At 45.9% G+C, this 20,601-nt stretch carries 20 protein-coding genes; 15 read left to right on the top strand and 5 right to left on the bottom strand.

Features of this window, described 5'->3' with window-relative positions; genetic code table 11:
• Positions 1-380: 380 nt before the first annotated feature.
• From ACWGOO_RS20420 to ACWGOO_RS20410, 3 genes are read left to right on the top strand one after another with little or no spacing between them, the layout of a single operon-like run.
• Positions 381-1,634: an extracellular solute-binding protein gene (locus ACWGOO_RS20420; protein ID WP_452486421.1), complete on the top strand. Its 1,254-nt coding sequence runs from the start codon at positions 381-383 to the stop codon at positions 1,632-1,634.
• A gap of 36 nt (positions 1,635-1,670) precedes the next feature.
• On the top strand, positions 1,671-2,555 hold the full coding sequence (locus ACWGOO_RS20415) for a carbohydrate ABC transporter permease (RefSeq protein WP_452486419.1): 885 nt from the start codon (positions 1,671-1,673) through the stop codon (positions 2,553-2,555).
• An 18-nt stretch (positions 2,556-2,573) separates the two neighbouring features.
• Complete coding sequence (locus ACWGOO_RS20410) at positions 2,574-3,428, top strand: carbohydrate ABC transporter permease (protein WP_452486455.1); 855 nt, start codon at positions 2,574-2,576, stop codon at positions 3,426-3,428.
• Between the two features lie 142 nt (positions 3,429-3,570).
• On the opposite strand, the gene ACWGOO_RS20405 is transcribed toward ACWGOO_RS20410, so the two are convergent.
• Positions 3,571-3,846: a hypothetical protein gene (locus ACWGOO_RS20405; RefSeq protein ID WP_452486417.1), complete on the bottom strand. Its 276-nt coding sequence runs from the start codon at positions 3,844-3,846 to the stop codon at positions 3,571-3,573.
• Between the two features lie 523 nt (positions 3,847-4,369).
• Here ACWGOO_RS20405 and ACWGOO_RS20400 point away from each other — a divergent pair.
• From ACWGOO_RS20400 to ACWGOO_RS20355, 10 genes are all read left to right on the top strand, one after another.
• The gene (locus ACWGOO_RS20400; RefSeq protein ID WP_452486415.1) at positions 4,370-6,115 is read left to right on the top strand and encodes an ABC transporter ATP-binding protein; all 1,746 of its coding nucleotides are present in this window, start codon (positions 4,370-4,372) and stop codon (positions 6,113-6,115) included.
• A 98-nt stretch (positions 6,116-6,213) separates the two neighbouring features.
• Positions 6,214-6,399, top strand: coding sequence for a CLI_3235 family bacteriocin precursor (locus ACWGOO_RS20395; RefSeq protein WP_452486413.1), 186 nt, complete (start codon positions 6,214-6,216; stop codon positions 6,397-6,399).
• 72 nt (positions 6,400-6,471) lie between these two features.
• Positions 6,472-7,926, top strand: a complete 1,455-nt coding sequence (gene ccpM / locus ACWGOO_RS20390; RefSeq protein ID WP_452486411.1) for a Cys-rich peptide radical SAM maturase CcpM — start codon at positions 6,472-6,474, stop codon at positions 7,924-7,926.
• A gap of 14 nt (positions 7,927-7,940) precedes the next feature.
• On the top strand, positions 7,941-9,062 hold the full coding sequence (locus ACWGOO_RS20385; RefSeq protein WP_452486409.1) for a TIGR04066 family peptide maturation system protein: 1,122 nt from the start codon (positions 7,941-7,943) through the stop codon (positions 9,060-9,062).
• Positions 9,063-9,075: 13 nt separating this feature from the next.
• Positions 9,076-9,345, top strand: a complete 270-nt coding sequence (locus ACWGOO_RS20380; protein WP_452486407.1) for a peptide maturation system acyl carrier-related protein — start codon at positions 9,076-9,078, stop codon at positions 9,343-9,345.
• Between the two features lie 99 nt (positions 9,346-9,444).
• Positions 9,445-10,230, top strand: coding sequence for a muscle M-line assembly protein unc-89 Uncoordinated protein 89 (locus tag ACWGOO_RS20375; RefSeq protein WP_452486406.1), 786 nt, complete (start codon positions 9,445-9,447; stop codon positions 10,228-10,230).
• 170 nt (positions 10,231-10,400) lie between these two features.
• Positions 10,401-12,056, top strand: a complete 1,656-nt coding sequence (locus ACWGOO_RS20370; RefSeq protein WP_452486404.1) for a S8 family serine peptidase — start codon at positions 10,401-10,403, stop codon at positions 12,054-12,056.
• Positions 12,057-12,428: 372 nt separating this feature from the next.
• Positions 12,429-12,554, top strand: a complete 126-nt coding sequence (locus tag ACWGOO_RS20365) for a hypothetical protein (RefSeq protein WP_452486402.1) — start codon at positions 12,429-12,431, stop codon at positions 12,552-12,554.
• Between the two features lie 63 nt (positions 12,555-12,617).
• Complete coding sequence (locus ACWGOO_RS20360) at positions 12,618-12,914, top strand: hypothetical protein (protein WP_452486400.1); 297 nt, start codon at positions 12,618-12,620, stop codon at positions 12,912-12,914.
• A gap of 189 nt (positions 12,915-13,103) precedes the next feature.
• Complete coding sequence (locus ACWGOO_RS20355; protein WP_452486398.1) at positions 13,104-14,165, top strand: hypothetical protein; 1,062 nt, start codon at positions 13,104-13,106, stop codon at positions 14,163-14,165.
• A 26-nt stretch (positions 14,166-14,191) separates the two neighbouring features.
• Here the strand turns inward: ACWGOO_RS20355 and ACWGOO_RS20350 are convergent, their stop codons facing one another.
• From ACWGOO_RS20350 to ACWGOO_RS20335, 4 genes are all read right to left on the bottom strand, one after another.
• Positions 14,192-14,392 (bottom strand): hypothetical protein, encoded by a 201-nt coding sequence (locus tag ACWGOO_RS20350; RefSeq protein ID WP_452486396.1) that lies wholly within the window; start codon positions 14,390-14,392, stop codon positions 14,192-14,194.
• Positions 14,393-14,457: 65 nt separating this feature from the next.
• A complete protein-coding gene (locus tag ACWGOO_RS20345; protein WP_452486395.1) occupies positions 14,458-14,880 on the bottom strand; it encodes a GtrA family protein in 423 nt (140 codons plus the stop codon).
• Positions 14,881-14,883: 3 nt separating this feature from the next.
• Entirely contained in the window at positions 14,884-15,975 is a 1,092-nt protein-coding gene (locus tag ACWGOO_RS20340) for a glycosyltransferase family 2 protein (protein ID WP_452486393.1), read from the bottom strand.
• Between the two features lie 17 nt (positions 15,976-15,992).
• A complete protein-coding gene (locus tag ACWGOO_RS20335; RefSeq protein WP_452486391.1) occupies positions 15,993-18,110 on the bottom strand; it encodes a glycosyltransferase family 39 protein in 2,118 nt (705 codons plus the stop codon).
• A gap of 288 nt (positions 18,111-18,398) precedes the next feature.
• Between ACWGOO_RS20335 and ACWGOO_RS20330 the strand changes: the two genes are divergently transcribed.
• Positions 18,399-19,085 carry a response regulator transcription factor gene (locus ACWGOO_RS20330; RefSeq protein ID WP_452486389.1) on the top strand — a complete coding sequence of 229 codons (687 nt, stop codon included), beginning with the start codon at positions 18,399-18,401 and terminating at the stop codon, positions 19,083-19,085.
• Positions 19,082-20,572 (top strand): sensor histidine kinase, encoded by a 1,491-nt coding sequence (locus tag ACWGOO_RS20325; RefSeq protein WP_452486387.1) that lies wholly within the window; start codon positions 19,082-19,084, stop codon positions 20,570-20,572. Before ACWGOO_RS20330 ends, ACWGOO_RS20325 begins: the two co-directional genes overlap by 4 nt.
• Positions 20,573-20,601: the final 29 nt, after the last annotated feature.

The following is a 20,601-nucleotide window of genomic DNA, read 5'->3' as shown; positions in this document are numbered from 1 at the left end:
GGCTCATACTTTACATAGAAGCTTAATATCCTGTCGTTTTATTAATCGAAACGTTTCTATTGCTTGGATTATATACGCTTTATAATAGAGAGTCAAATCGAAATGGAGGACCATTTTAACGAAAAAACAGTGATTTATAGATGAAATGAAAGAAAATAGGCATAATTCTAAACGAATAAAAAATAATATTTCTATTGAATACGATTTCATTTTGTTTTACAATGACTATCGAAACGTTTCTATTGATGATGGATATGGTCTTTATGCTTTCAACATATTTGCTATAACGGTATACTTTAACTACTGTATGTTTTTACGTTTGATTGAATCCGCTATCATATTGCGTGATCGGTAAACCGGTCATCTCGGGAGGAATTTGTATGATGAAAAGAACGTTAGGGATCATTTTGGCAAGCACCTTATTACTGGGGGGCGCACTGGCGGGCTGTTCGTCTAAGGATGAGTCATCCGGCAAGGACGCAAACGGAAAAACAACCATCACCCTATGGGGGATGGGAGCAGAAGGAAAGCTGCTGCCTGAGATTGTAAAGGATTTTGAAAAAGAAAATCCTGATATTCATGTAGATGTGCAGGCACTGCCTTGGGATAACGCTCACGATAAGCTGCTAACGGCAGTTGCCTCCAAATCCGGTCCGGATGTGGTTCAGTTGGGCACATCATGGGTTCCGGAGCTTGCGTCTGCGGGTGCATTGACGGACATCACCCCTTATATTAGCAAATATCCTGAACTGGAGCCGAAGAATTTCTTCAAGGGTGCTGTGGATACGGCAAAATTTGAGGGAAAACCTGTAGGTGTTCCTTGGTATACTGAAACGAAAATTTTGTTCTACCGTTCAGATCTATTGAAGCAGGTCGGATATAATGAAGCACCTAAAACGTGGGAGGAGCTTTCCGACGCTGCTCAAAAGCTGGCGGCTCGTGGCAAAGGGAAATACGGAATTGCCATTAATGCCAAGGAACAGTCTCTGGGCTTTATGTTTGCTCTTCAGAACGGCTCCAAGCTGGTCGATGAGCAGGGCAATCCGCTGTTCAACCAGCCACCGTTTGTAGAAGCTGTGAAGTATTTGAACACCTTTTTTCAAAATGGCTCCAATGCCCTCGATCTTGGGATAGATTCCGTTCAGGGATTGCAAGGGGATGGTATCGTTCCTATGTTTATCAGCGGTCCTTATATGATTAGAGAAATCAAGAGCAAAGCACCTGAGCTGGATGGAAAATGGAATATAGCTGAGGTTCCTGGCAAAGTAAACAACCTGTCTGTTTTGGGCGGGTCGAACCTTTCGATTATGCAGTTTAGCAAGCACCCAGAGGAATCGGCTAAATTCCTGGCTTTCATGAGTAAACCAGAAACGCAGCTGAAATGGACAGAACTATCCAGTACCTTGCCTGCTGCTACCAAGCCATGGGACGATGCCAAGCTGAAGAGTGATCCGATGCTTCAAACGATTCGCAAACAGCTTGATCACTCCGCCTCATTACCGCAGCTGGCAGCATGGGAAGAGGTATCTCAGCAATTCATCAAGAGCTTCGAACGCATTTACCGCGGTCAAGCCGATGTACAGAAGGAATTGGACAGCTTTAACCAACAGGCTACAAGTATTATGAAGAAATAATGATCCATATCCGTCATTGTCAAAGGGAGTGAAGACATGAAAGGGAGCTGGCAGAAGCTTGCGCCATACTTGTTTATTGGTCCTTCCATCATCCTGCTGACGTTGTTTTCGCTGCTGCCTATTATACTGGCACTCGTGATCAGCTTCACGGATATGAATCTGTCGGGATTGGTTGATTATCATAGCATTCAGTTTATAGGGCTGGAAAATTACAAGAACGTGCTGGTAGACCCGTCTTTTCTAAAATCCATTGGGAACACCCTGTTCTTCGTCATCATTGGGGTTCCGCTGGTGCTGCTCTTTTCACTTAGTATCGCGATCCTCATTAATATGGGGAAATCACGTGCTTTCAAGTTATTTCGCGTCGTGTTCTATCTGCCGTCTGTAACGAACGTGGTCGCAGTCGCAGTTATTTGGAGCTATCTGTACAATCCGACGCTCGGGTTATTCAACTATGTACTCGGTTTGATGAATCTGGGTCCCGTTCCATGGCTGACCGATCCTACGATTGCGAAAATATCGTTAATTTTGCTGGCGGTATGGCGGGGCATAGGCTTGAACATGATCATTTTTATTGCTGCCATTAAAGGGATTCCAGGCTCTTACTATGAAGCGGCTCAGCTTGACGGGGCCAGCACGTGGCAACAAATTCGTTATATTACACTTCCGCAGCTCCGGTACGCTATTTTCTTCGTATCCATCACGACGATGATTGGCTGGCTGCAATTTTTCGAGGAACCGTTCGTGATGACCAAAGGGCAGCCACTCGACGGCACGTTGTCGGCATCCCTATTCATTTACAATAACGGCTTCCAATTTAGTAAATTCGGTTATGCCGCGGCGGGATCATTCATTCTGTTCTTCGCGATCATCGCGGTGACGCTGATTCAGTTCCGTTTGCAGAAGAAAGCGGAGTCCTGATAGAGAGAGGTGATGAACGTGAAAACAGCTGTTCAGCAAGCCCGCGCCGATTCGAGAAACGGTGAAAAAACATTTCAGTGGTTCGTGGCGATTCTCCTGACCGTGGGAGGTCTGTTGATGGTGCTGCCTTTTGCGTGGATGATTTTATCCTCCTTTAAGACTGAGGTAGAGGTCATGCAAATTCCTCCGACCCTCTGGCCGCAGCACTTCACCTTGGACCATTTTAGAACCCTGTTCGATAGCATGGCCTTTGGCACCTATCTTACCAATACGCTGGTCATTGTATTAGCTTCCTTTTTCGGATTATTCCTGAACGCCATGGCAGGCTACGGGTTTGCCAAATTCAAATTTAAGGGCAGAGGTTTTCTGTTCTATCTGGTGCTGGCTACGATGATGATTCCGGGGCAGGTAACGATGATTCCCGTGTATCTGATTTTGAATCAAATGGGCTTGACCAACACCATGATGGGGATTGTACTTCCCGGTTTAGTCGGCGCCTTCGCCATCTTCCTGTTCCGGCAGTTCATGTCCGATATCCCGGAAGAACTGCTGGAGGCGACACGTCTTGATGGAGCAGGGGAGTTTCGCACTTTCCTGCAAATCGTATTGCCGATTTCAACACCGATTTTGGCAGTACAGGCTATTCTGACCTTTATCGGCGGTTGGAACAGCTTCCTGTGGCCGCTCATTATCGCAAACGATGAGAAACTGTATACGTTATCCGTCGGGCTGTCGCTACTCAAGGGCCAGAACGCGAGCCAATTTGCGCTCCAGATGGCAGGCTCGACCTTTATGGTCTTACCGATCATGATCATATTCATTGTTTTCCAAAAGTATATTATCGAGAATTATACGATTTCGGGCATTAAGTAGTGATATAGCGGTTGATCATTGAGCCAGTTATAAGAAAGGCGGAATTCCTGGATTAAACCAGGAATTCCGCCTTTTTGTTGTGTCATATAAAATCTATCGAATGAAGCTCTATTGTGCTGGTATATTGCCGATGAGCCTGTATTTACATATGAGTCAAATAATATTGGTGTGACAGGGTGCGGATCGTTTTTCTAAGCCTGTAAATCCGAGTAGTGGTAGCTGTAATGGAAATATTATATTTGGCTGCGAGGAGCGAAATGGACATGTTCTGCAAAAAATAATCCTGATATAGCTCATATTCATTCTTGGAGAGTTGCATCAGGATGCTGATTATAATCTGATCAATATCTTCGAACCTGCTTTTCTCCCAATCCTCTTCTACCGAAGTCGAAAGACTGCAAGACTCATATTCAAACATAGTCTCATGCTTTTTTTGTGTGTAGTAGCGTCTTAATGATTTATGTACAAAGTGTTTGGCCGTGAGGTATAGCCATCCTTTCACATTGGGATGAAGTTTGAGTTTACACAGCTGCTGTCTTGCTGTCAAAAAAGTATCTTGTGTACACTCCTCTACTATGCATTTAAAATGAAATTTATTTTTCACCAAATGTATACAAAAATGGTATACATCATTCAGATAAAGCTCACATATTTGATTATAGAAACAATTGTACTGTCGAGTGCATCGATCCCCTTCACAGCAGTCTGTAACCATCGTTGTCGGCATATTCAAGCCTCCTTTAGACGGATGAAAAATCGTAAACGTTATAAAACTCCTGATCATCATATGCAATATTTGGATGTATTGGAGATGACAAAAATCACATTTCTATCTCGAAAATGTGGAATTATCGGAGGGAATTTTAGACAAAGATCAGGTGATTATGACGCCAAAATGGCATTAGTAAAGGAGAGGGAACACGAGGGAAAGAGGGAGAGGGATGAAAGAAACAATTGTGTTCAGACGTTTGGTGGGATTGTTCAGGGCGCACCTGAAATCTGTCATCGTCATTCTGACGTGTCTGATTATATCGGCGGGTATGAATATGCTGCTGCCTTTAACAAGCAGACTAATTATGGATGATGGCTTTTTAAAAGGGAATATGCAGGCTGTAATCGCATACACTTCTGCTGCATTTGTGCTGGTATGCTCAGACAAGCTGTTGCATGTATGCAAAGAAACATTCAGAGCAGGTTTAAGTGCCAATATAACGTATTCACTATATGAGAAAGCCTACCTCCACCTGACAAGGCTCCGAATGAGTTATTTTACCCGTACGAACGAAGCAGAGCTGCTCAATCAAATCAGTACGGATGTAGGTAATATGTCGAGGGTTGCAGACAGCGGTCTGTTTTTCGTCATCATGCAGGCGTTCAGTATGATTGGCGGTTTATGTGGTTTACTACTGATTAATTGGAAAATGACTGTCATTGTGCTTTGCTTTTTGCCAGTCAAGTATGTTGCTGTACAGTATTTTGTCAGGCGCAGAAAAAAGCTTATAGGAGAAATGATAGAAAATAGCAGTGATTTTGCTCAATGGTTTGGAGAGGCCATAGGAGGAATGAAGGAGCAGCGGATGTTCGGTCTGCTTGCTCACAGGCATCAGGAATTCTCATCGAGGCAGCATTTGATTGTTGGTACGGAACGGAAAATATCAATGCTGGATGCATGGAATACGGCCTCGGAATCTATTTTGCTTCAATTGCTGATTATGCTGCTGTATATCATGGGAGCCAATCTTATATTTCGGCTAGAGCTTACCGTAGGCGGCATTTTTGCGTTTATTGCGTACAGCGCTTATGTGACGACTCCTATTTTCGCCATCTTAAATATACGTTACATGCTGGCTGAGATTCTCCCGTCTGCCATTCGCTATTATCAATTTCTGGATTGGGCAGAGGAGGAAACGTTGGATGTGTCTGTTTCAGAGCCTGTTTCTTCTATTCCTACACCGGACAACCACATTGCGTTTCATAATGTTTCGTTTTCGTATGAGGAAGATGAGCCTGTTATAAGTGGATTGAACTTTATCATCGCTAGAGGGGAGAAGGTTGCAATCATAGGAGCCAATGGATCGGGCAAGTCCACGGTTCTTGATCTGATTATGAGATTCCGCCAGCCTGATCAAGGGATTATCACTTATGAGGGCATGGATATTCAAAGCTACGAAATGGATGAATATCGTAGCCGGATAGCTTTAGTCAGTCAGCAAGTGTATTTATTCAATAACACGATTCGTAACAATATTCAGTTAGGCTCATGGGTCAGTGACGACGTAGTTACCGCAAGCATTAGAGACATTGGATTAACTGAATTTACGCAGAGCTTGGCAGATGACTTCCTAATAGGCTCGAATGGCTCCAGGTTGTCGGGTGGTCAAAGACAGAAAATCGCCATGGCCCGAGCCTTGGCCAAGGAAGCGCCATTGTTAATTTTTGACGAGGTGACTTCTAATCTGGATGCAGCGGCCAGACTAAATGTCCAGCAACTGTTGAAGACCCGTTTACATGACAAGACAGTAATAATCGTTACACATCGTAGGGAGATATTAGCACATGTTGATAAAGTCATTTTGCTGGAGAAAGGTGAACCTGCTCAAATAGGTTCACATTCCTATTTTATGAACTGCCATGTCGGTTACAGGGAATGGGTATTAGAGCATGAAGAGACCACAATAAAAGGATGAAAAATAAATGAAATGATTTGGTGATTTTGTATCTTATCTGGGATTAGTATAGATGAACACCGTTTCAAACCATTTTGTAATAGAAAGGAGAGTTTGGCATGCGTAAGCTTGTGAAACGAAACGCAAATGTCAGTGATACGATTGAGGCATTTGGCTGCGGGTGTTCCTGCTACTGTCCATGTTACTGTTATTGTCCAGGTAGCTTGACCAGAAGCTCCAACACCCAGAGAGAAAGTAGTGGCTCCTATCGAAGAGACAAAGGAACAGGTATCGGCAATTATTAAGCTTTTCATCAACTTGGAGGAGCCTGTATTTTAGGCTCTTCCACCCACTTTAAATTAGAGTAGGTGTGAATAATGAACATTTGTAAACCGTTTATATATACATTTCAGACCAGACTGCATCATTATCTGTATGATGTGAATACAAACCTGATTTTGCGGATTAAGGAGGAGGCGTATGACTTTTTGAAGCAGCATCGCAGTTTTGATCTGAATCAAATGGAAGATACGCCAGAGTTGCAACAGTATATTGTTCATTTACTGGATAACGGTTTTTTATCTTCACAGCGTCCACAGATCATGCACCATCCGAAGACCAAACATTTGGAGCATATGTTAAAGTACCAGCTCAAGACGCTCACTCTACAAGTAACCCAAAATTGTAATCTCAGGTGCTCCTACTGTGTCTATTCTGGAAATTACGACAATCGTGGGCATTCCAGCTTGCGTATGGATTTTGAAACGGCGCAAAAGTGCATTGATTTTGTAATCGACAGGTCAGTGGACAGTGAACGGCTCGATTTTGGCTTTTACGGGGGAGAGCCACTTATCAATTTCCCGCTCATCCAGCAATGTGTTGAATATATCAAGGAGAAGGTGGCGTATAGGGATATCGGTTTTCATCTGACGACCAACGGTACATTGCTTAATGATGATATTTTGGCATTCTTGAATGAGCATCAATTTGTCCTTACGGTCAGCCTGGACGGAGACAAAGAAAATCATGACAGAAACAGACGGTTCGCCGTTAACGGGCGAGGATCATTCGATACGATTATTGCAAATGTAGATAAAATCAAGGAGAGCTACCCCGATCTGTTTGAGTGGATTAATTTTAATGTCGTCATGGATACCCGCAATGATTTTGGCTGTGTGAATGACTTCTACACCAATTATGAAACGTTTGAAAGTTTGTATAGTGTTAGATCCTCATACATTAACGATGCATATGCAAAGGATGAAGTAATATATAGGAATGCCTTTATTGAACAACGAGGCTATGAAGTATTTAAAATGATGCTGTCGAAATTCGGAAGAATGGATGAAAGCCATGTCTCCAAGCTGATTAAGGACTATTATGTTCAGATATACTTCCGGATGTTTCATTACAGAAAGCCGTCTGCAGGTATGCCACTGGAGGCGCATCATGGGGGGCCGTGCGTGCCGGGCGTTCAACGTCTGTTTGCCGATGTAAATGGAAATCTGTATCCGTGTGAGCGGGTGAGCGAGCAGTCTGAAGTGGTTCAGATTGGAAATGTAGATTTGGGCTTTGATGTGGATAAAATCAGTCAAATATTAAATGTGGGCACCATTACGGAAGATGCCTGTAAAAATTGCTGGAACTTCCGTTTCTGTACGCTATGCGTGGCTGTGGCAGACGATTTGCACACATTATCCAGAGATATGAAGCTAAACCACTGTTCTATAGTGAAAAATGATGTAAGACATACTTTGCTGGACTTTTGCATGCTGAATGAGCTTGGATACGATTTTTCCGGTGAGACGATCCTTGATTTTGAAAATGCATGAGAGGAGTTCACATTATGGATAAACTGGTCATTTTTCCATTTGACGGTGAGACGATAGCCCTCGTGAGAAATTTGAATTTATTGGGTAGTTACAGCGAGGTGGCACTTGTTTCCTTTAAGGGGTCGGGTATGATCGGAAAGGATGCCTGTGTAGCTGATAAGGGAGCGGCTACGGGGCTCACGGTGAAACCGGAGTCTTGTCTGGAGCAAGAGCTGGAGCAATGCGATGCCGTCTTATTGGTGCGTTCGAATTTTAAACTGGACATAAAGGAGCTCTATCTGCCACTGATTATTAAGGCCATGAAGTTCGGAAAAAAAGTAATGTGTAATTTCACTTTACCGGATGAATGCATGAATATCATCGATCAGTATCAGAATCACGAAAGCAGGCTCACGTTAAAAAATACATTCGATATACTTACCAAGGGACTCATGGCCCCGGACCCGACTTCCACCATTCACGATTTCTTTACGCCAGTTATTTTTATCCTGGGCTTAAACGAGCGGACACACAAGCTTGGACTCCAATTTGCTATTCGACGGAAGCTTGAGGCGACAGGATACCGGGTTTCGCAGATGACATCGAATGGGTGCGGGGAACTGGTCGGCGCTCATTCCTTTCCCCAATTTATGTTGGAGAGTGGGATGACGGAGACCCAGAAAATTATTATGTTCAATCGTTTTCTGAAAAAAATGGAGCAAAGCGAGAAGCCTGATCTCATGCTCGTAGGTATTCCTGGGGGGGTGGTACCGTTTAACAATACCTTCACGAATTATTTTGGTGTTACGTCTTTTCTGGCATCAAGGGCTGTCGTACCGGACGGTCTGATCTGCTGTCTTCATTATGATGAGTACAACACTCAGTATCTGGAGCATGTGCAAAAGTATCTTGAAAATCGTTTTTCTTCATCTTTACTGGGATATGGCTTGTGTAACAACGTATTTGACAGCTATTCTTCCTCTACTGTGAATATGCAGTATTCTTCTGTGGATAGCCGATTTGTCGAAGAGAAGAAGCGGGAGTTTTCTGATTATCCTGTACCCATAATGAACCTGTCCAATGATGATGACATCGGAAAGATGGCTGATCATATTTTGAATTATTTTTCAAGTGAGCAGAATCTTATTAAGTTGTAATGGGGGAGAGCACATGAATGGGACGCAGGATGTTGTGGGATTGGAACTGGAAAATATCTTTTGGAAACTTTTTAAAATCAGACTAAATGAGGTAGACATCGGTGCTTCACTGCTAGGTTCGGGAATGAGACTACTTCCGCGTGATTTGGTGTACCTCTTCTTTGAAGTAGAGAGAAGCTTTGCTATTCAGATATCACAGGAACAAATATCGGCGGGCTGTTTCCTTACATATGATCGCTTGTTAGAGACTGTAAGGAAATGTATAGAAAAACATAAAAGCTAAGTATTTTGTGAAAATCATGAATAAATAGTAAACAATGACCGATATAATCATGGAAATAACTTTTTTTGTGATATAAATATATGAATTGGAGGTATCGGAATGAATGTATCCATTGCGTCATCTCATCAAGCGCCGTCTTTTATGGCAAATCAGACTCGTTCGGGATCTGCTCAGAATGATCGAACAGAAAGGAATAGTATAACAAGACCGCAGAGCAAGGTGCTTGAACGACTGAGGGAGCAAAAACAAAATCTGATTGAGAGGCGTGCTGATTACTTAAGTCATGCGGTCAAGCGAGGAACCAGTGCGGAGAATATAAAAGCTGACCTTGAGGAAATGAATAAGCAGATTCAACAGATGGACGAGGCTATTCAGAAGCAGACGCTTGAAGAGCGACGCAAGGCTCTAGGTACAGACGAGAAGAGCAAAAAAGAGATTGAAAAGGGGCTGACAGAGAAAGCAGAGAAATATAATCCCAAGACAGCTGAAGAGCAAAAACAGAGTTTGATCACATACACCATGAAGGGTGTGGTCTCTGCAAACAATGAGCTTAAGGTAGCAAAAGCAACTAAAATGGCTCAAATTACATTGCTAAGAGAGGCGAAGGGGTGGGAGAACACCAACCCAGTAAAATCGGCTGCCTTACGTGAGAAGGCAGAAAGGCTTAATAATAAAATTTTGGATATAGCTGGAGCTGTCAATAAGCATATTACCGAAGCGGTGCAAAAGGAACAACCCATGATCCGTAAAGATAATCAGAATGATGAGAAAGAACAGCGTGTAGAGGCTGTGGGAGTGTGGACTGAGCAAGAGCTCCATGCTTACTCCGATTCTTCTAAAGGAAAGACAGAAGCGGTCGGCACGACTGTTAATACTGTAGCTTAACATTCCTGTCTTCCCTAACTTCTGCTTGATAGAATAGGAAACAGCCAGACAGAAGGAGGAAATGTAAATTTTTTCTGGGCGGTGTAGTGGTTAACGGTAATCCTCAAAATAGTTTCCGTGGTGATACACGGAAACTATTTTATTATCGAGGGAAACAGGGAGTGGGAAGAGTGAATTCTAAGATTCATGTAGCGATCATTGACGACGGAATTACTGCGGAGGTCTTCAATACAAGTATATTGTATGACATTGAAATGGCCTCTATATTGCCGGTGCATTTCCAAACATCTCAAAGTGCTGCCCAAGACAAGCCCCCGGGAAACGAACGACAGAATACGTACCTGATAAACCATGGGACATTATGTGCAGGTATTGTACAAACGTATTTTGCGGATGCGATGATAAGCAGTGTTAAAATATTGAACCACAGGAAAGGAAATGCTGCTCAACTTTGCGCTGCTCTGCGTTGGTGTGTAAAGCACGGGGTACAGGTAGCCAACATCAGTCTGGGAAGTACAGATTTTCGAGATCGAAGCATGTTGCGGGATGTGGTGAATGAGGTTGCGGCCGCAGGGCTTATTATGGTATGTGCCGCACACAACGGCGGCTTTCTCACTTATCCTGCCTCCTTCACCAATGTGATTGGAGTACAATGTGACCGAAGCGGAAACCTTGCAGCAGGTCAATACAGGTATGACCTTGAGGAGGCCTTCGTTGGTGGAACTGAATTCACAGCTTTTGCTAGACATGCGCTTACAGACGCGTTAGGAGGGACGGTGTTGTGTCCTAACAGCAACAGCTATGCGGCCCCACTGATCACGGCACAGGTATGTAAGATATTGCAAAGCTCTGAATGTATTTATGATTCTATAGAGATGCTAAAGAACGCATTGCACAAGCATAGCTGCCATCCGGTGCAAGCCTTTCATTTAATAGCGCAGCGTTACAGAAGCCCGGATTGGATTCGGTGTGCGTTGTTGTTTAAAACGGGTTGTGCTATCGGTACGACAGCACCGTATTATTTTCAAATTCAACATGAAATTCTGATCTCCTCTCAAGAAGCTGTTCCTGTGATCAAAGCTGTGCTTGTGCGGGAGCATGAGCAACAACGGACACCAATAGAGGTTGGGAAATACATAGAGCAAACGAAGAGTATAACCGATACGCTCATTTTATTGGGGAAAATAGATGCAGTTACCCTTCGGCAGGTGAGACAGTTGGCTATTCAGTACGGTAAGCATGTGGTTTATGCAGGAGAAAGGCAGTACAGTATTCCCACGCCAGGCTTTTTTTCCCGTCATTTGCGCTTATGGCATGGAGAGGTCGACCTACAGAGAGAACTGAACATGTTTAAGGAAAGGGAATCTCTCGAGCTTCCGTTTGTCGCCATTTATTATGACGGGGAAATGGACATATTTTATTTTCTGCATTTGCTGAAATGGTCTTTTGCTCGGGATGGATATCATTGTTGGGTTGCAGTGGATCAGTCCAGAGCTGTATTGCATGATATGGAATACATTTTCTTTTCTCGTAATGAAAATAGAATGGAGGAGCTTGCATGCTATTGTAATAGGATCGCCTCCATGGCTCATGCGGATGTTGTTATTCTTTGTCTGGAGGCCCGGCGGGGTTTGGATTGGTTAGGGAAACAGAACTCACCGGATACAGAGCTGGAGCTTTGGTTGCATACAACTGAAGGATCAGAAGATACCCGAATTTCTATAGTGAGTAAAAATAAACTTTTGGAGAAAAGGACGCTCCAAGGTTTAAATGTGGAGGCTATAGACGCTCTGTATAAATATATAGAGTATTTGCTAGGGAATTAATATATTATCATCAGAATGTCTGAACTGAGCAGCCATGCGGGCTTTTTGTATAAAATGAGCCATTTGTCCCTCAGCAGATATATCGATACTAGAGTACGTTGATTTTTAAATAAATATTATTTTAATTACCAAATTTAACAAAACGAAGATGATGCTTATTAACTATACTCTCATACTACATACATTTTTATGAAGTTAATTAGACCCAGTCCCGATCAGCCAAGATGAAAAAGGACCCTGTTAAGCGTTGTTAACGTATTGATATCTGAAATTCAGGGTGTGCAATCCGCCTGGAATCCACGTTATAATTTACATGATGGTTTATTCAAAATCAAATGATTATCGTAACACTTCCAGAAAGGAATGATCTGTATGAGTCAAACGGACGAATATCGTTTTCAGGTGAACTTGGGCGGAATGATTGATATTTTGGCCAATCCTTTATATAGCAGTCCACGCGTGTTTATACGTGAGGTACTGCAAAATGCAACAACGTAATTACGGCTCGCAAGGAGCTAAGGAGCTAGGGGAGACTGCGAGTTTTATTATGAGCCAGCGCAGATGGAGGAGTCTCTATTTTATTACGGGGCGTTGCTACCGTATCCGGTTATGCTGTCTGTAGACGGGGAGACCAAGCGTGTCAATCTTCCATCGACTAGGTGGATGCAGGACCCGGAACAATTGCGCAGGCGCCGGGCTGAGGTGTTGGACTTGGGCTATCGCATGATGGGTGAACGCTTTGGCGATTTTATTCCACTGCGGACGACATCGGGCAGAACAGGTGGGATTGCATTCATTTTGCCGCGTAGCATGAATCTCAGCAGAGTGCGGGCTACTCGACCTTATATTTTAATCTGAACAATCCGGCGGTAGCGCGTATTTTTGAGGCTGCCGATACACAGATGATTACGGCTGCAACGGAAATGATGTATGTGAACGCACTTATGATGGGCCATTATTCGATGAATCGGAGTGTGCTGCATTTTATCAATTGGGATTAGGGAACGGACAAAATACGTAATTACGTAATTACAGGAGGCTAGCCGAATGGAAGATACGATATATGATTTGATAGAACAGGCGCAGGATATGCACGGTGGGGCGGCCAAGCTGGCGATTTTGGAGGAAGCGGCCCGTTTGGCAGATGCTTCCGGGTCGAAGGAACTCGCCTACGAAGTCCGGGGAGAGATTGTGGACTGCGCTATTTTTAATGGATATCCGTTGAAGGCGCTGATCGCTTTTTCGTGGCAACTGGGCCAATTTGATCAAAACCCGCAGGAGTATGACCCGGATGAGCTGTTGTGGAATTACAAATGGATACTGGGTAAAGTGTGCAGCTTTCCCAACATACCGGAAACCCAGGTAGAGGATCTTGTAGAGGATATGCGCAAACGCTATGCCGAATACGGGTATAATGAGCGTCCATATCACTATTATAAGTTCCGTATCGCGATGGATATGGGAAAGCTGGAGGAAGCACGTCAGCATCTCGATGCTTTCCGCTTGATCGAGCAGGATAGCATGAGTGATTGTGAGGCCTGCGAGCAGAGCCAGATCGTGCGGTTTTATTATTTGGCAGGAGAGGACGAGCAGGTGCTTGCGGTGGCGAAACCAATTTTGTCAGGACGAATGACATGCGCGGAAGTTCCACATGTGACGCTCTCTCAGTTATTATTACCGCTTTATCGTCAGGGAGAAGTGGACAAGGCAAAGGAGAATCATCTTAAGGGGTATCGACTGGTTCGGGATAACCGTGATTTTCTGAAAACCATAGCCGAGCATATCGAGTATTTAGCAGTTGCGGACCCGGTTAAGGGAATTGAATTGGTAGAGCGTCATTTGCATATGGCGTTGGACTATGAGAGCGGGCTGGAGCAAATGTATTTTTACGCGGCAATGGTGGGTCTGCTGCAAAAGCTGGACACTTCGGGAAAAAATCGGTTGATCCGGCTGCCTGCTTCTATGGAGTGGGGCAAAGAGGAGTATACGTTGACTGAAATCATGGGGTATTTCAGACCACTGGCAGAGTCGGCGGCAGCAGCGTTTGATCGAAGGAACGGGAATACGTTTTATACCGATTGGATCGGGAAGATTGTTCAAACGGCGTAGAAGAAGAGGCACCAGTAACGAACATTTTATATAGCCCAAACAATGAGCAGGTATAATGCTCCTGTGAAATGACAGGAGGGGTTATGTTGTGACTGTAGACAGATTCTCCAATTAATAACGTATTTACGTATACCCTGTTCTTCCACCGTACGCACGCCGACCACTTGCTTGCCAGTCGCTTCGTAGACATCCATCATTTGGCAGATCGCTGGAGTGGAGAAATCCATAATATCCAGGTAAAAAACGAGTTCCTAATCGGCGGCTGGAATAACAGCAGCTTTTGTAATTTTTCTCATAGAGATTCACTTTCCTTTCGGGATGGGGAACCGAATATCCAGTATCGGCTCCCGATATAGTTGATGATCATTCCGGCTGCGGTGGCGATCAGTTTGCATACGGCAAGCGGCAGCTCGGTTCCACTGTGAAGCATTTGTAATAATAAGGAGGTCAGTCCCAATACGATCAGGTTGATGACGATGAATTTGGGCAATTGACGCTTATGAGTATCGGGTGCTGGTTGTTTATTAAATGTCCATGTGCTGTTCAAAATGTAACTGTTGGCTGTGCCACAGCTGTATGAAATGATCTGCGACAACAGAACTGGAACTCCGGTCCAAGCCAGCAGCATGAAAATGATATAATCTGCGCCCGTATTCACCACTCCTACCATGCCAAAACGGATCATAGGGAGTAGCTGGGCCATGCGGCTTTTCATAGGCTATGCTCCGTGGCCGGATTTAGGTCCGGTATATACCGCGCTGTTGCCGCGTACGGTGCGGCTGGCGGATATCAGGCTGTCACGGGAACCTTGCATGTACAGGGATTCAGGCTGTTCAGGGGCCTTCATGGCATGGGTCGGGCCGTTTTCGTATTGTCTACCCAGATGTTCACGGACAATGTAGAGCGGGCGGGCTTTGGTTTCGTCATAAATCCGTCCAACATATTCACCCATGATACCGAGAATGATCAGGATCACTCCGTCAAAAATCAGGTTGATGCTAATCATAGACGACCAGCCCTTCATGACATAGGAATCGGTGAAAAAGTTGAGAAACAATACGTACATCAGATACAGGAAGCCGGACATGGACAGGAGTGCACCGATATAACCTGCCAGCTTGAGCGGTTTAATGGAAAAGGATGTAACTCCGTCCAGGCTAAGCTTGATCATGCGTTTCAGCGGATACTTGGTTTCACCAGCGAGCCGCTCATCGCGCTCATATTCAACAGCCGTCTGTTTGAAGCCGATCCAGCTGACGAGCCCACGGACAAATCGGTTATTTTCCGGCAGCCGTTTCAATTCATCTATAACCTTGCGGTCCATCAGGCGGAAATCGCCGGTGTCTACCGGGATATTAATATCTGTTGATGCTTTCAATACACGATAGAAGAGGCTGGCAGACCACTTTTTGAAGCGAGTTTCGCCATTGCGTTTCAATCGCTTGGCGTAGACGACCTCATAGCCTTCCTTCCACTTGTTGGCCATCTCTACGATCAGCTCCGGCGGGTCCTGGAGGTCGGCGTCAATAACGACGACCGCCTCTCCCACCGCATAATCCATCCCGGCGGTAATCGCTAGTTGATGACCGAAATTACGGGAGAGATCAATCAATACAATGGTATCGTCTCTGAGACTGAATTCCTTGATCAACTGGACGCTGCGGTCCGAACTGCCGTCATTTACGAATATCAGCTCGTAGGGCTCGCCCATCGAGCCCATGACTTGTTTCAGCCGCCGATAGGTTTCGGTAATGACGGCTTCCTCGTTATACATCGGAATAACTATGGAATAACGGATTGGTTCACCCATTCGTAGTTCCTCCTCAATTATAATGTGATTTCGTATAAAGTACCGCTTCCGCCACGCTCGTCTCTGCCAGGTCTACCTTGACCATGCTGAGCGTTCGAGTTGCTGTTCGTGATGTCGCTTCCGCTGTCGGATGCTTCAGCATGGGTACTGGTTTTGCCAGTGGTTGTTTTCCATTCATCTGTAGAAATCACTTTGCCGTGTTCCTTAATCCATGCTGTGACTTCGGAGTTACCGCTATCCGGTTCACCGACGCCTCCACCAGAGATCATGAAGTACTTCACTTGACCGCTTTCTACCAGCGCTTTGATCTTATCGACGGTATACACCGGATCAGAAGATACAAAGCCGTTCATAATGATCACTTTTTGTCCGGCTTCGATTAGATAAGGAGCAGCCGTTGAATAATTGCTTGCTGCGAAAAGGTAGGTTTCACCTGTGTTATGCTTTTGCAAATAGCTCAACGTTTTTTGGTCTAAGCTCTGCTGGCCTCGGTTGCCAAAATTACCTCTGGGCATTCCGCCACCACCTTTGCCGCCAAATTGTGTCGGTCCGGCTTGCGGGATCATACTGTTCAGCCCGTAGGTGATTGGTGTCAATGCCCAGTACACAGGACCGATGAATATAGCGAGTACACTTGCAATGATGGCATATCTCGTGAGCTTCTCAGATTTCAATCGTGCTACTACCAGTAGCGCCGTGCCGATGATACCGAGGATCAATACGGCGATGGACCAGCCACTGCCGATGGTGTCGTTGTAATTTTGCAGGACGAACCAGCCAAATACCGAGGTCGCCAGTACCGCTGCGGGTAACAGCCAGGAGAGCCAGCCGGAACGCTCACGATACTGCTCCCACAATTCCACGAATCCGGCTCCGAAGAGCGCTGCAATCGGTGGTGCGAGCATAATCAGGTAATACTGATGGAAGAAACCTGCTACGCTGAAAAATGCAGCTACGGGAATCAGCCAGGCCAGCCAAAAGATGACCTCTTTATGTTTTTGCGTGATATTACGGCGTCGAATACTTGCAAGTAGACCGATTGAAGCAATCATTGCGAATGGAAGCAGCCAGCTGGCCTGACCTGACAGGGAGGATTGGAACAACCGTAGAGGTCCCTTTTCGCCAGTGCCGAACATGCCGCCACCCCCAGGGCCACCCTGGCCGCCTTGACCGTTACCGCCGAATCCACCTGGTGGCATTTGACCACCAGCTCTGCCGCCTGTTGTTGTAGTGCTATCCGATGAGGTATCTGTTTGAGCTTGACTCCAATGGGTATCGCTGTTGGTCGAAGCACTTTTTCTCCACTCCGAGCGTTGACCACCAGCGCCGCCGCCTGTTCCTCGGTCTCCCGTCAGACGGGATAGGCCGTTATAGCCAAAGGCCAGATTTAGCACGGAGTTCGTGCCGCTGCTTCCCATATAAGGGCGCTGGTCTGCCGGAGTGGAGTCCACCACGACTGCCCAAGAGAGCGACACGGCCATGAGAACGACTGCCGCTGCTGCCAGTGTTATCGCTTTTCGCTTCCAGTTAAACTTGGAGGCCAGCAGGTAGAAGAGTCCCAAAGCGGGAACAATCATATAGGCTTGAAGCATTTTTTCGTTAAAGGCGATACCTACGACTGTAAAAGCCCAGAGGATCAGTCCCATTTTGTAGTTTCTAATGCCTCTAAACAGCAACCATGTTGCGAGCAGCAGTGTGAAAACTAGCATCGCGTCGATGTTGTTCGTGCGGCTTACGGCTACTGCTACTGGCGTGGTTGCCATAGCGAAGGCAGCCAATCGAGCGGCCATCGTACCGAAGCTCGGCTTGACGAGCAGGTAAATGAGCAGTACCGATCCGACTTGGGCCAGCGCTTGTGGCAGGATAACGCTCCAGCCGTGAAGCCCGAAGATATAGGCGCTGACCGTTTGAATCCAAAACACCACAGGTGGTTTGTCTATCGTTACCGACCCCGCCGAATCGAGTGATGCGAAGAAGAAGTTGTGAAGGCTTTGTAACATGCTTGCTACAGCCGTCGTGTAATAGGTGTTAGCATATTTGTCTTGCCAGATGTTGTATCCGTTCAAAATCGCGGATATCAGCATGGTGATGATGAGGGGGACGTCCGCCCTGCTCCTAAACCATTTCTTAATCATGTACATTCCACTCCCTGTGAAAATTCTTTGTATTATTCCGTTTGTTCCAGCCACTATCTTCAGGACTGCGGAATGATCAGCCACTTCCGATCTTGGGCCCGGTGAACTACCGGCTTGCTATTATCATGCCTGACGTAGCTGAAATGGTTATGAGCGCTCCCTGAATGTTAGCTGAAAGCTGGATAGGGATGCTTTTTTCACGTAAATATTCAGGTATATTAGATACAGGCGAAGATGTACCGAGCTTTATTAAGAAAAAAAGTGGTGTCCTGAAAGGAAAGATAAGCAATGAATCCGATACACGGAGTTAAAATTATGCTGGCGGACGATGAGCCGCACATTTTGCAATTTTTGGAGCTTGGGTTGATTAATGAAGGGTATGAGGTCAAAACAGCTGAAAACGGTAGTGATGCGCTGGATTTAGCAAAAGAGTTTCGCCCACATGTTGCGGTGCTGGATGTTATGATGCCTGAAATGAATGGCTTTGAGGTATGCCAAAGTCTCAAGGAGACAGAGGATAACATCGCGGTCATCATGCTGACAGCCAGGGATGATGTGGATGATCGGGTAAAAGGATTGAAAATCGGCGCGGACGATTATGTCGTGAAGCCCTTCAGTTTTAATGAACTGCTGGCTCGCATTGAAGCGCGTCTGCGCAATCAGTTTCCCGATCTGCTGGGGGAAGTGATTCACGGGCCCTTTCAGGTGGATGATCGTCGCAAGGAAATTCGCTACCAAAATCAGGTGATGGAGCTGTCGCCTACCGAATACGAACTATTGAAGTTTTTGGTGTTGAATCACGGAGTTGTTCTCAGTAAAAGTCGTATCCTGGATCGGGTATGGGGGTACGATTTTGGGGGCGAGGACAATATTGTCGAGGTGTATATTCGCTCCTTGCGTGAAAAGCTCAAAGACAAGGAGCATCGGGTCATTCGTACGCTGCGCGGTGTCGGGTACCGGGTGGATCTGCTATGAAGGCGAGGGGGAAAAGCGGGAGTAGAACTGCGCTCCGTTCTCTACGATCCCAGCTTTTGGCCAGAACGTTACTCATTTTGGCTCTGCTGCTCGTATTGATCGGTTTTCTACAATATTTCCTTATGAAAGATTTTCTGTACCGCAGTCGGGCGGATGCGATGGAAACGCAGTTAGGTCCAATCCCTGCCGATTTATTGATTAAAGATTCGCAGGAGAAGAGCAAGGGTACCGCTCTCCAAGAAGAAACCAACCGGAGGGATAATCGACCGGGGCCGTTTCTGTTTTGGCTGGATATGTCGCTCGCTTCCATAGGTAAAGATGGAACCTTCTTGAGCTTGTCCAGCGAAAATGGACTTACGCCACCCCGTCTCACCACTCAGCAGTATAATTTGATGCAGCAGAACAAGCGCATGCGTCATGGCTATCAATTGCTCACGGATGCCCAAGGAAACGAGCAACTGGTCGTATTCCGTCGACTCGGTCCGCCTGGCCGTTCGAATGGGTTGCTTCAAATGGGCGTTTCCACAACTTCCATGCAAAAGCAGCTGATTAACCAGCTGCGCACCTTTATTTTACTGTCTCTGATTGCGCTTGCGATTGGTCTGGCACTAATGCTTCCTGTGTTGCGGCGAACGTTGGTGCCCCTTTCGAGGATGGTCGAGGCGGTCAAACGCATTGATGCGGGCAATCTGGCCGAGCGCTTTGACGCAGAGCAGGGGCAGTATGAGATAGACCGCTTGGCGGTATCCTTTAACGGGATGCTGGAACGGCTAGAGCATTCTTTTGCTGCCGAGCGTGATTTGCAGATGCAGATGAGACGGTTTATCGCGGATGCTTCCCATGAACTGCGCACCCCGCTCACGTCAATTCACGGGTTTTTGGAGGTGCTGCTTCGTGGAGCGGCATCTAATCCAAAGCAGCTTCAATCTTCGCTAGAGAGTATGTATGGTGAATCCAAGCGGATGAATAAGCTTGTCTCCGATTTACTGTTGCTGGCTAAGCTGGACCGGACGCCGGAACTGAAGCTGGAAGATCTGTCGCTGGATGCGTTGTTGCTGGAAATGAAGCCGCAGCTTCTTATGCTGGCGGGCAAGCGAAGAGTGGTTTTTGATATGACGGCGGGTGTACGAGTGCTTGCTGAGGGGGATAAAATCAAACAGGTCGTGCTCAACCTGTTCCATAATGCTGTTCAGCATACTGATATGGAGAGAGGTGTGATCCATGTAAACTTGTCTGCCGGGAAGAAGCTGGCGTATATTCAGATTCGTGATAATGGGCCGGGGATGAGCAAAGAGCAGTTGGAGCGGATTTTTGAACGCTTTTATCGTGGAGATGAGTCACGTACACGCAGCTCGGGCGGAGCCGGTCTCGGTCTGGCGATTACACAGTCTATTGTGGAAGCACACGGCGGAAAAATCACCGCTGCAAGTACGCCGGGAGAAGGTAGTGTATTCAAGGTTGCGCTGCTGTTAGCGGGGACGGTATAACATAAAAACAGCCCCCCGAAACCGCGACG

Source organism: Paenibacillus sp. NPDC055715 (genome assembly GCF_053617595.1).
Note: the sequence above shows the minus strand (reverse complement) of the source record. Positions and strands in the feature narration are given on the sequence as shown.

Coding starts and splice junctions, on each gene's coding strand:
- ACWGOO_RS20380 (WP_452486407.1), top strand. CDS start 9,076: ATGAATGGGACGCAGGATGTTGTGGGATTGGAACTGGAAAATATCTTT.
- ACWGOO_RS20385 (WP_452486409.1), top strand. CDS start 7,941: ATGGATAAACTGGTCATTTTTCCATTTGACGGTGAGACGATAGCCCTC.
- ACWGOO_RS20400 (WP_452486415.1), top strand. CDS start 4,370: ATGAAAGAAACAATTGTGTTCAGACGTTTGGTGGGATTGTTCAGGGCG.
- ACWGOO_RS20420 (WP_452486421.1), top strand. CDS start 381: ATGATGAAAAGAACGTTAGGGATCATTTTGGCAAGCACCTTATTACTG.
- ACWGOO_RS20335 (WP_452486391.1), bottom strand. CDS start 18,110: ATGATTAAGAAATGGTTTAGGAGCAGGGCGGACGTCCCCCTCATCATC.
- ACWGOO_RS20325 (WP_452486387.1), top strand. CDS start 19,082: ATGAAGGCGAGGGGGAAAAGCGGGAGTAGAACTGCGCTCCGTTCTCTA.
- ACWGOO_RS20340 (WP_452486393.1), bottom strand. CDS start 15,975: ATGGGTGAACCAATCCGTTATTCCATAGTTATTCCGATGTATAACGAG.
- ACWGOO_RS20345 (WP_452486395.1), bottom strand. CDS start 14,880: ATGAAAAGCCGCATGGCCCAGCTACTCCCTATGATCCGTTTTGGCATG.
- ACWGOO_RS20395 (WP_452486413.1), top strand. CDS start 6,214: ATGCGTAAGCTTGTGAAACGAAACGCAAATGTCAGTGATACGATTGAG.
- ACWGOO_RS20330 (WP_452486389.1), top strand. CDS start 18,399: ATGAATCCGATACACGGAGTTAAAATTATGCTGGCGGACGATGAGCCG.
- ACWGOO_RS20355 (WP_452486398.1), top strand. CDS start 13,104: ATGGAAGATACGATATATGATTTGATAGAACAGGCGCAGGATATGCAC.
- ACWGOO_RS20415 (WP_452486419.1), top strand. CDS start 1,671: ATGAAAGGGAGCTGGCAGAAGCTTGCGCCATACTTGTTTATTGGTCCT.
- ACWGOO_RS20405 (WP_452486417.1), bottom strand. CDS start 3,846: ATGTTTGAATATGAGTCTTGCAGTCTTTCGACTTCGGTAGAAGAGGAT.
- ACWGOO_RS20365 (WP_452486402.1), top strand. CDS start 12,429: ATGAGTCAAACGGACGAATATCGTTTTCAGGTGAACTTGGGCGGAATG.
- ccpM (WP_452486411.1), top strand. CDS start 6,472: ATGAACATTTGTAAACCGTTTATATATACATTTCAGACCAGACTGCAT.
- ACWGOO_RS20350 (WP_452486396.1), bottom strand. CDS start 14,392: ATGGATTTCTCCACTCCAGCGATCTGCCAAATGATGGATGTCTACGAA.
- ACWGOO_RS20360 (WP_452486400.1), top strand. CDS start 12,618: ATGGAGGAGTCTCTATTTTATTACGGGGCGTTGCTACCGTATCCGGTT.
- ACWGOO_RS20375 (WP_452486406.1), top strand. CDS start 9,445: ATGAATGTATCCATTGCGTCATCTCATCAAGCGCCGTCTTTTATGGCA.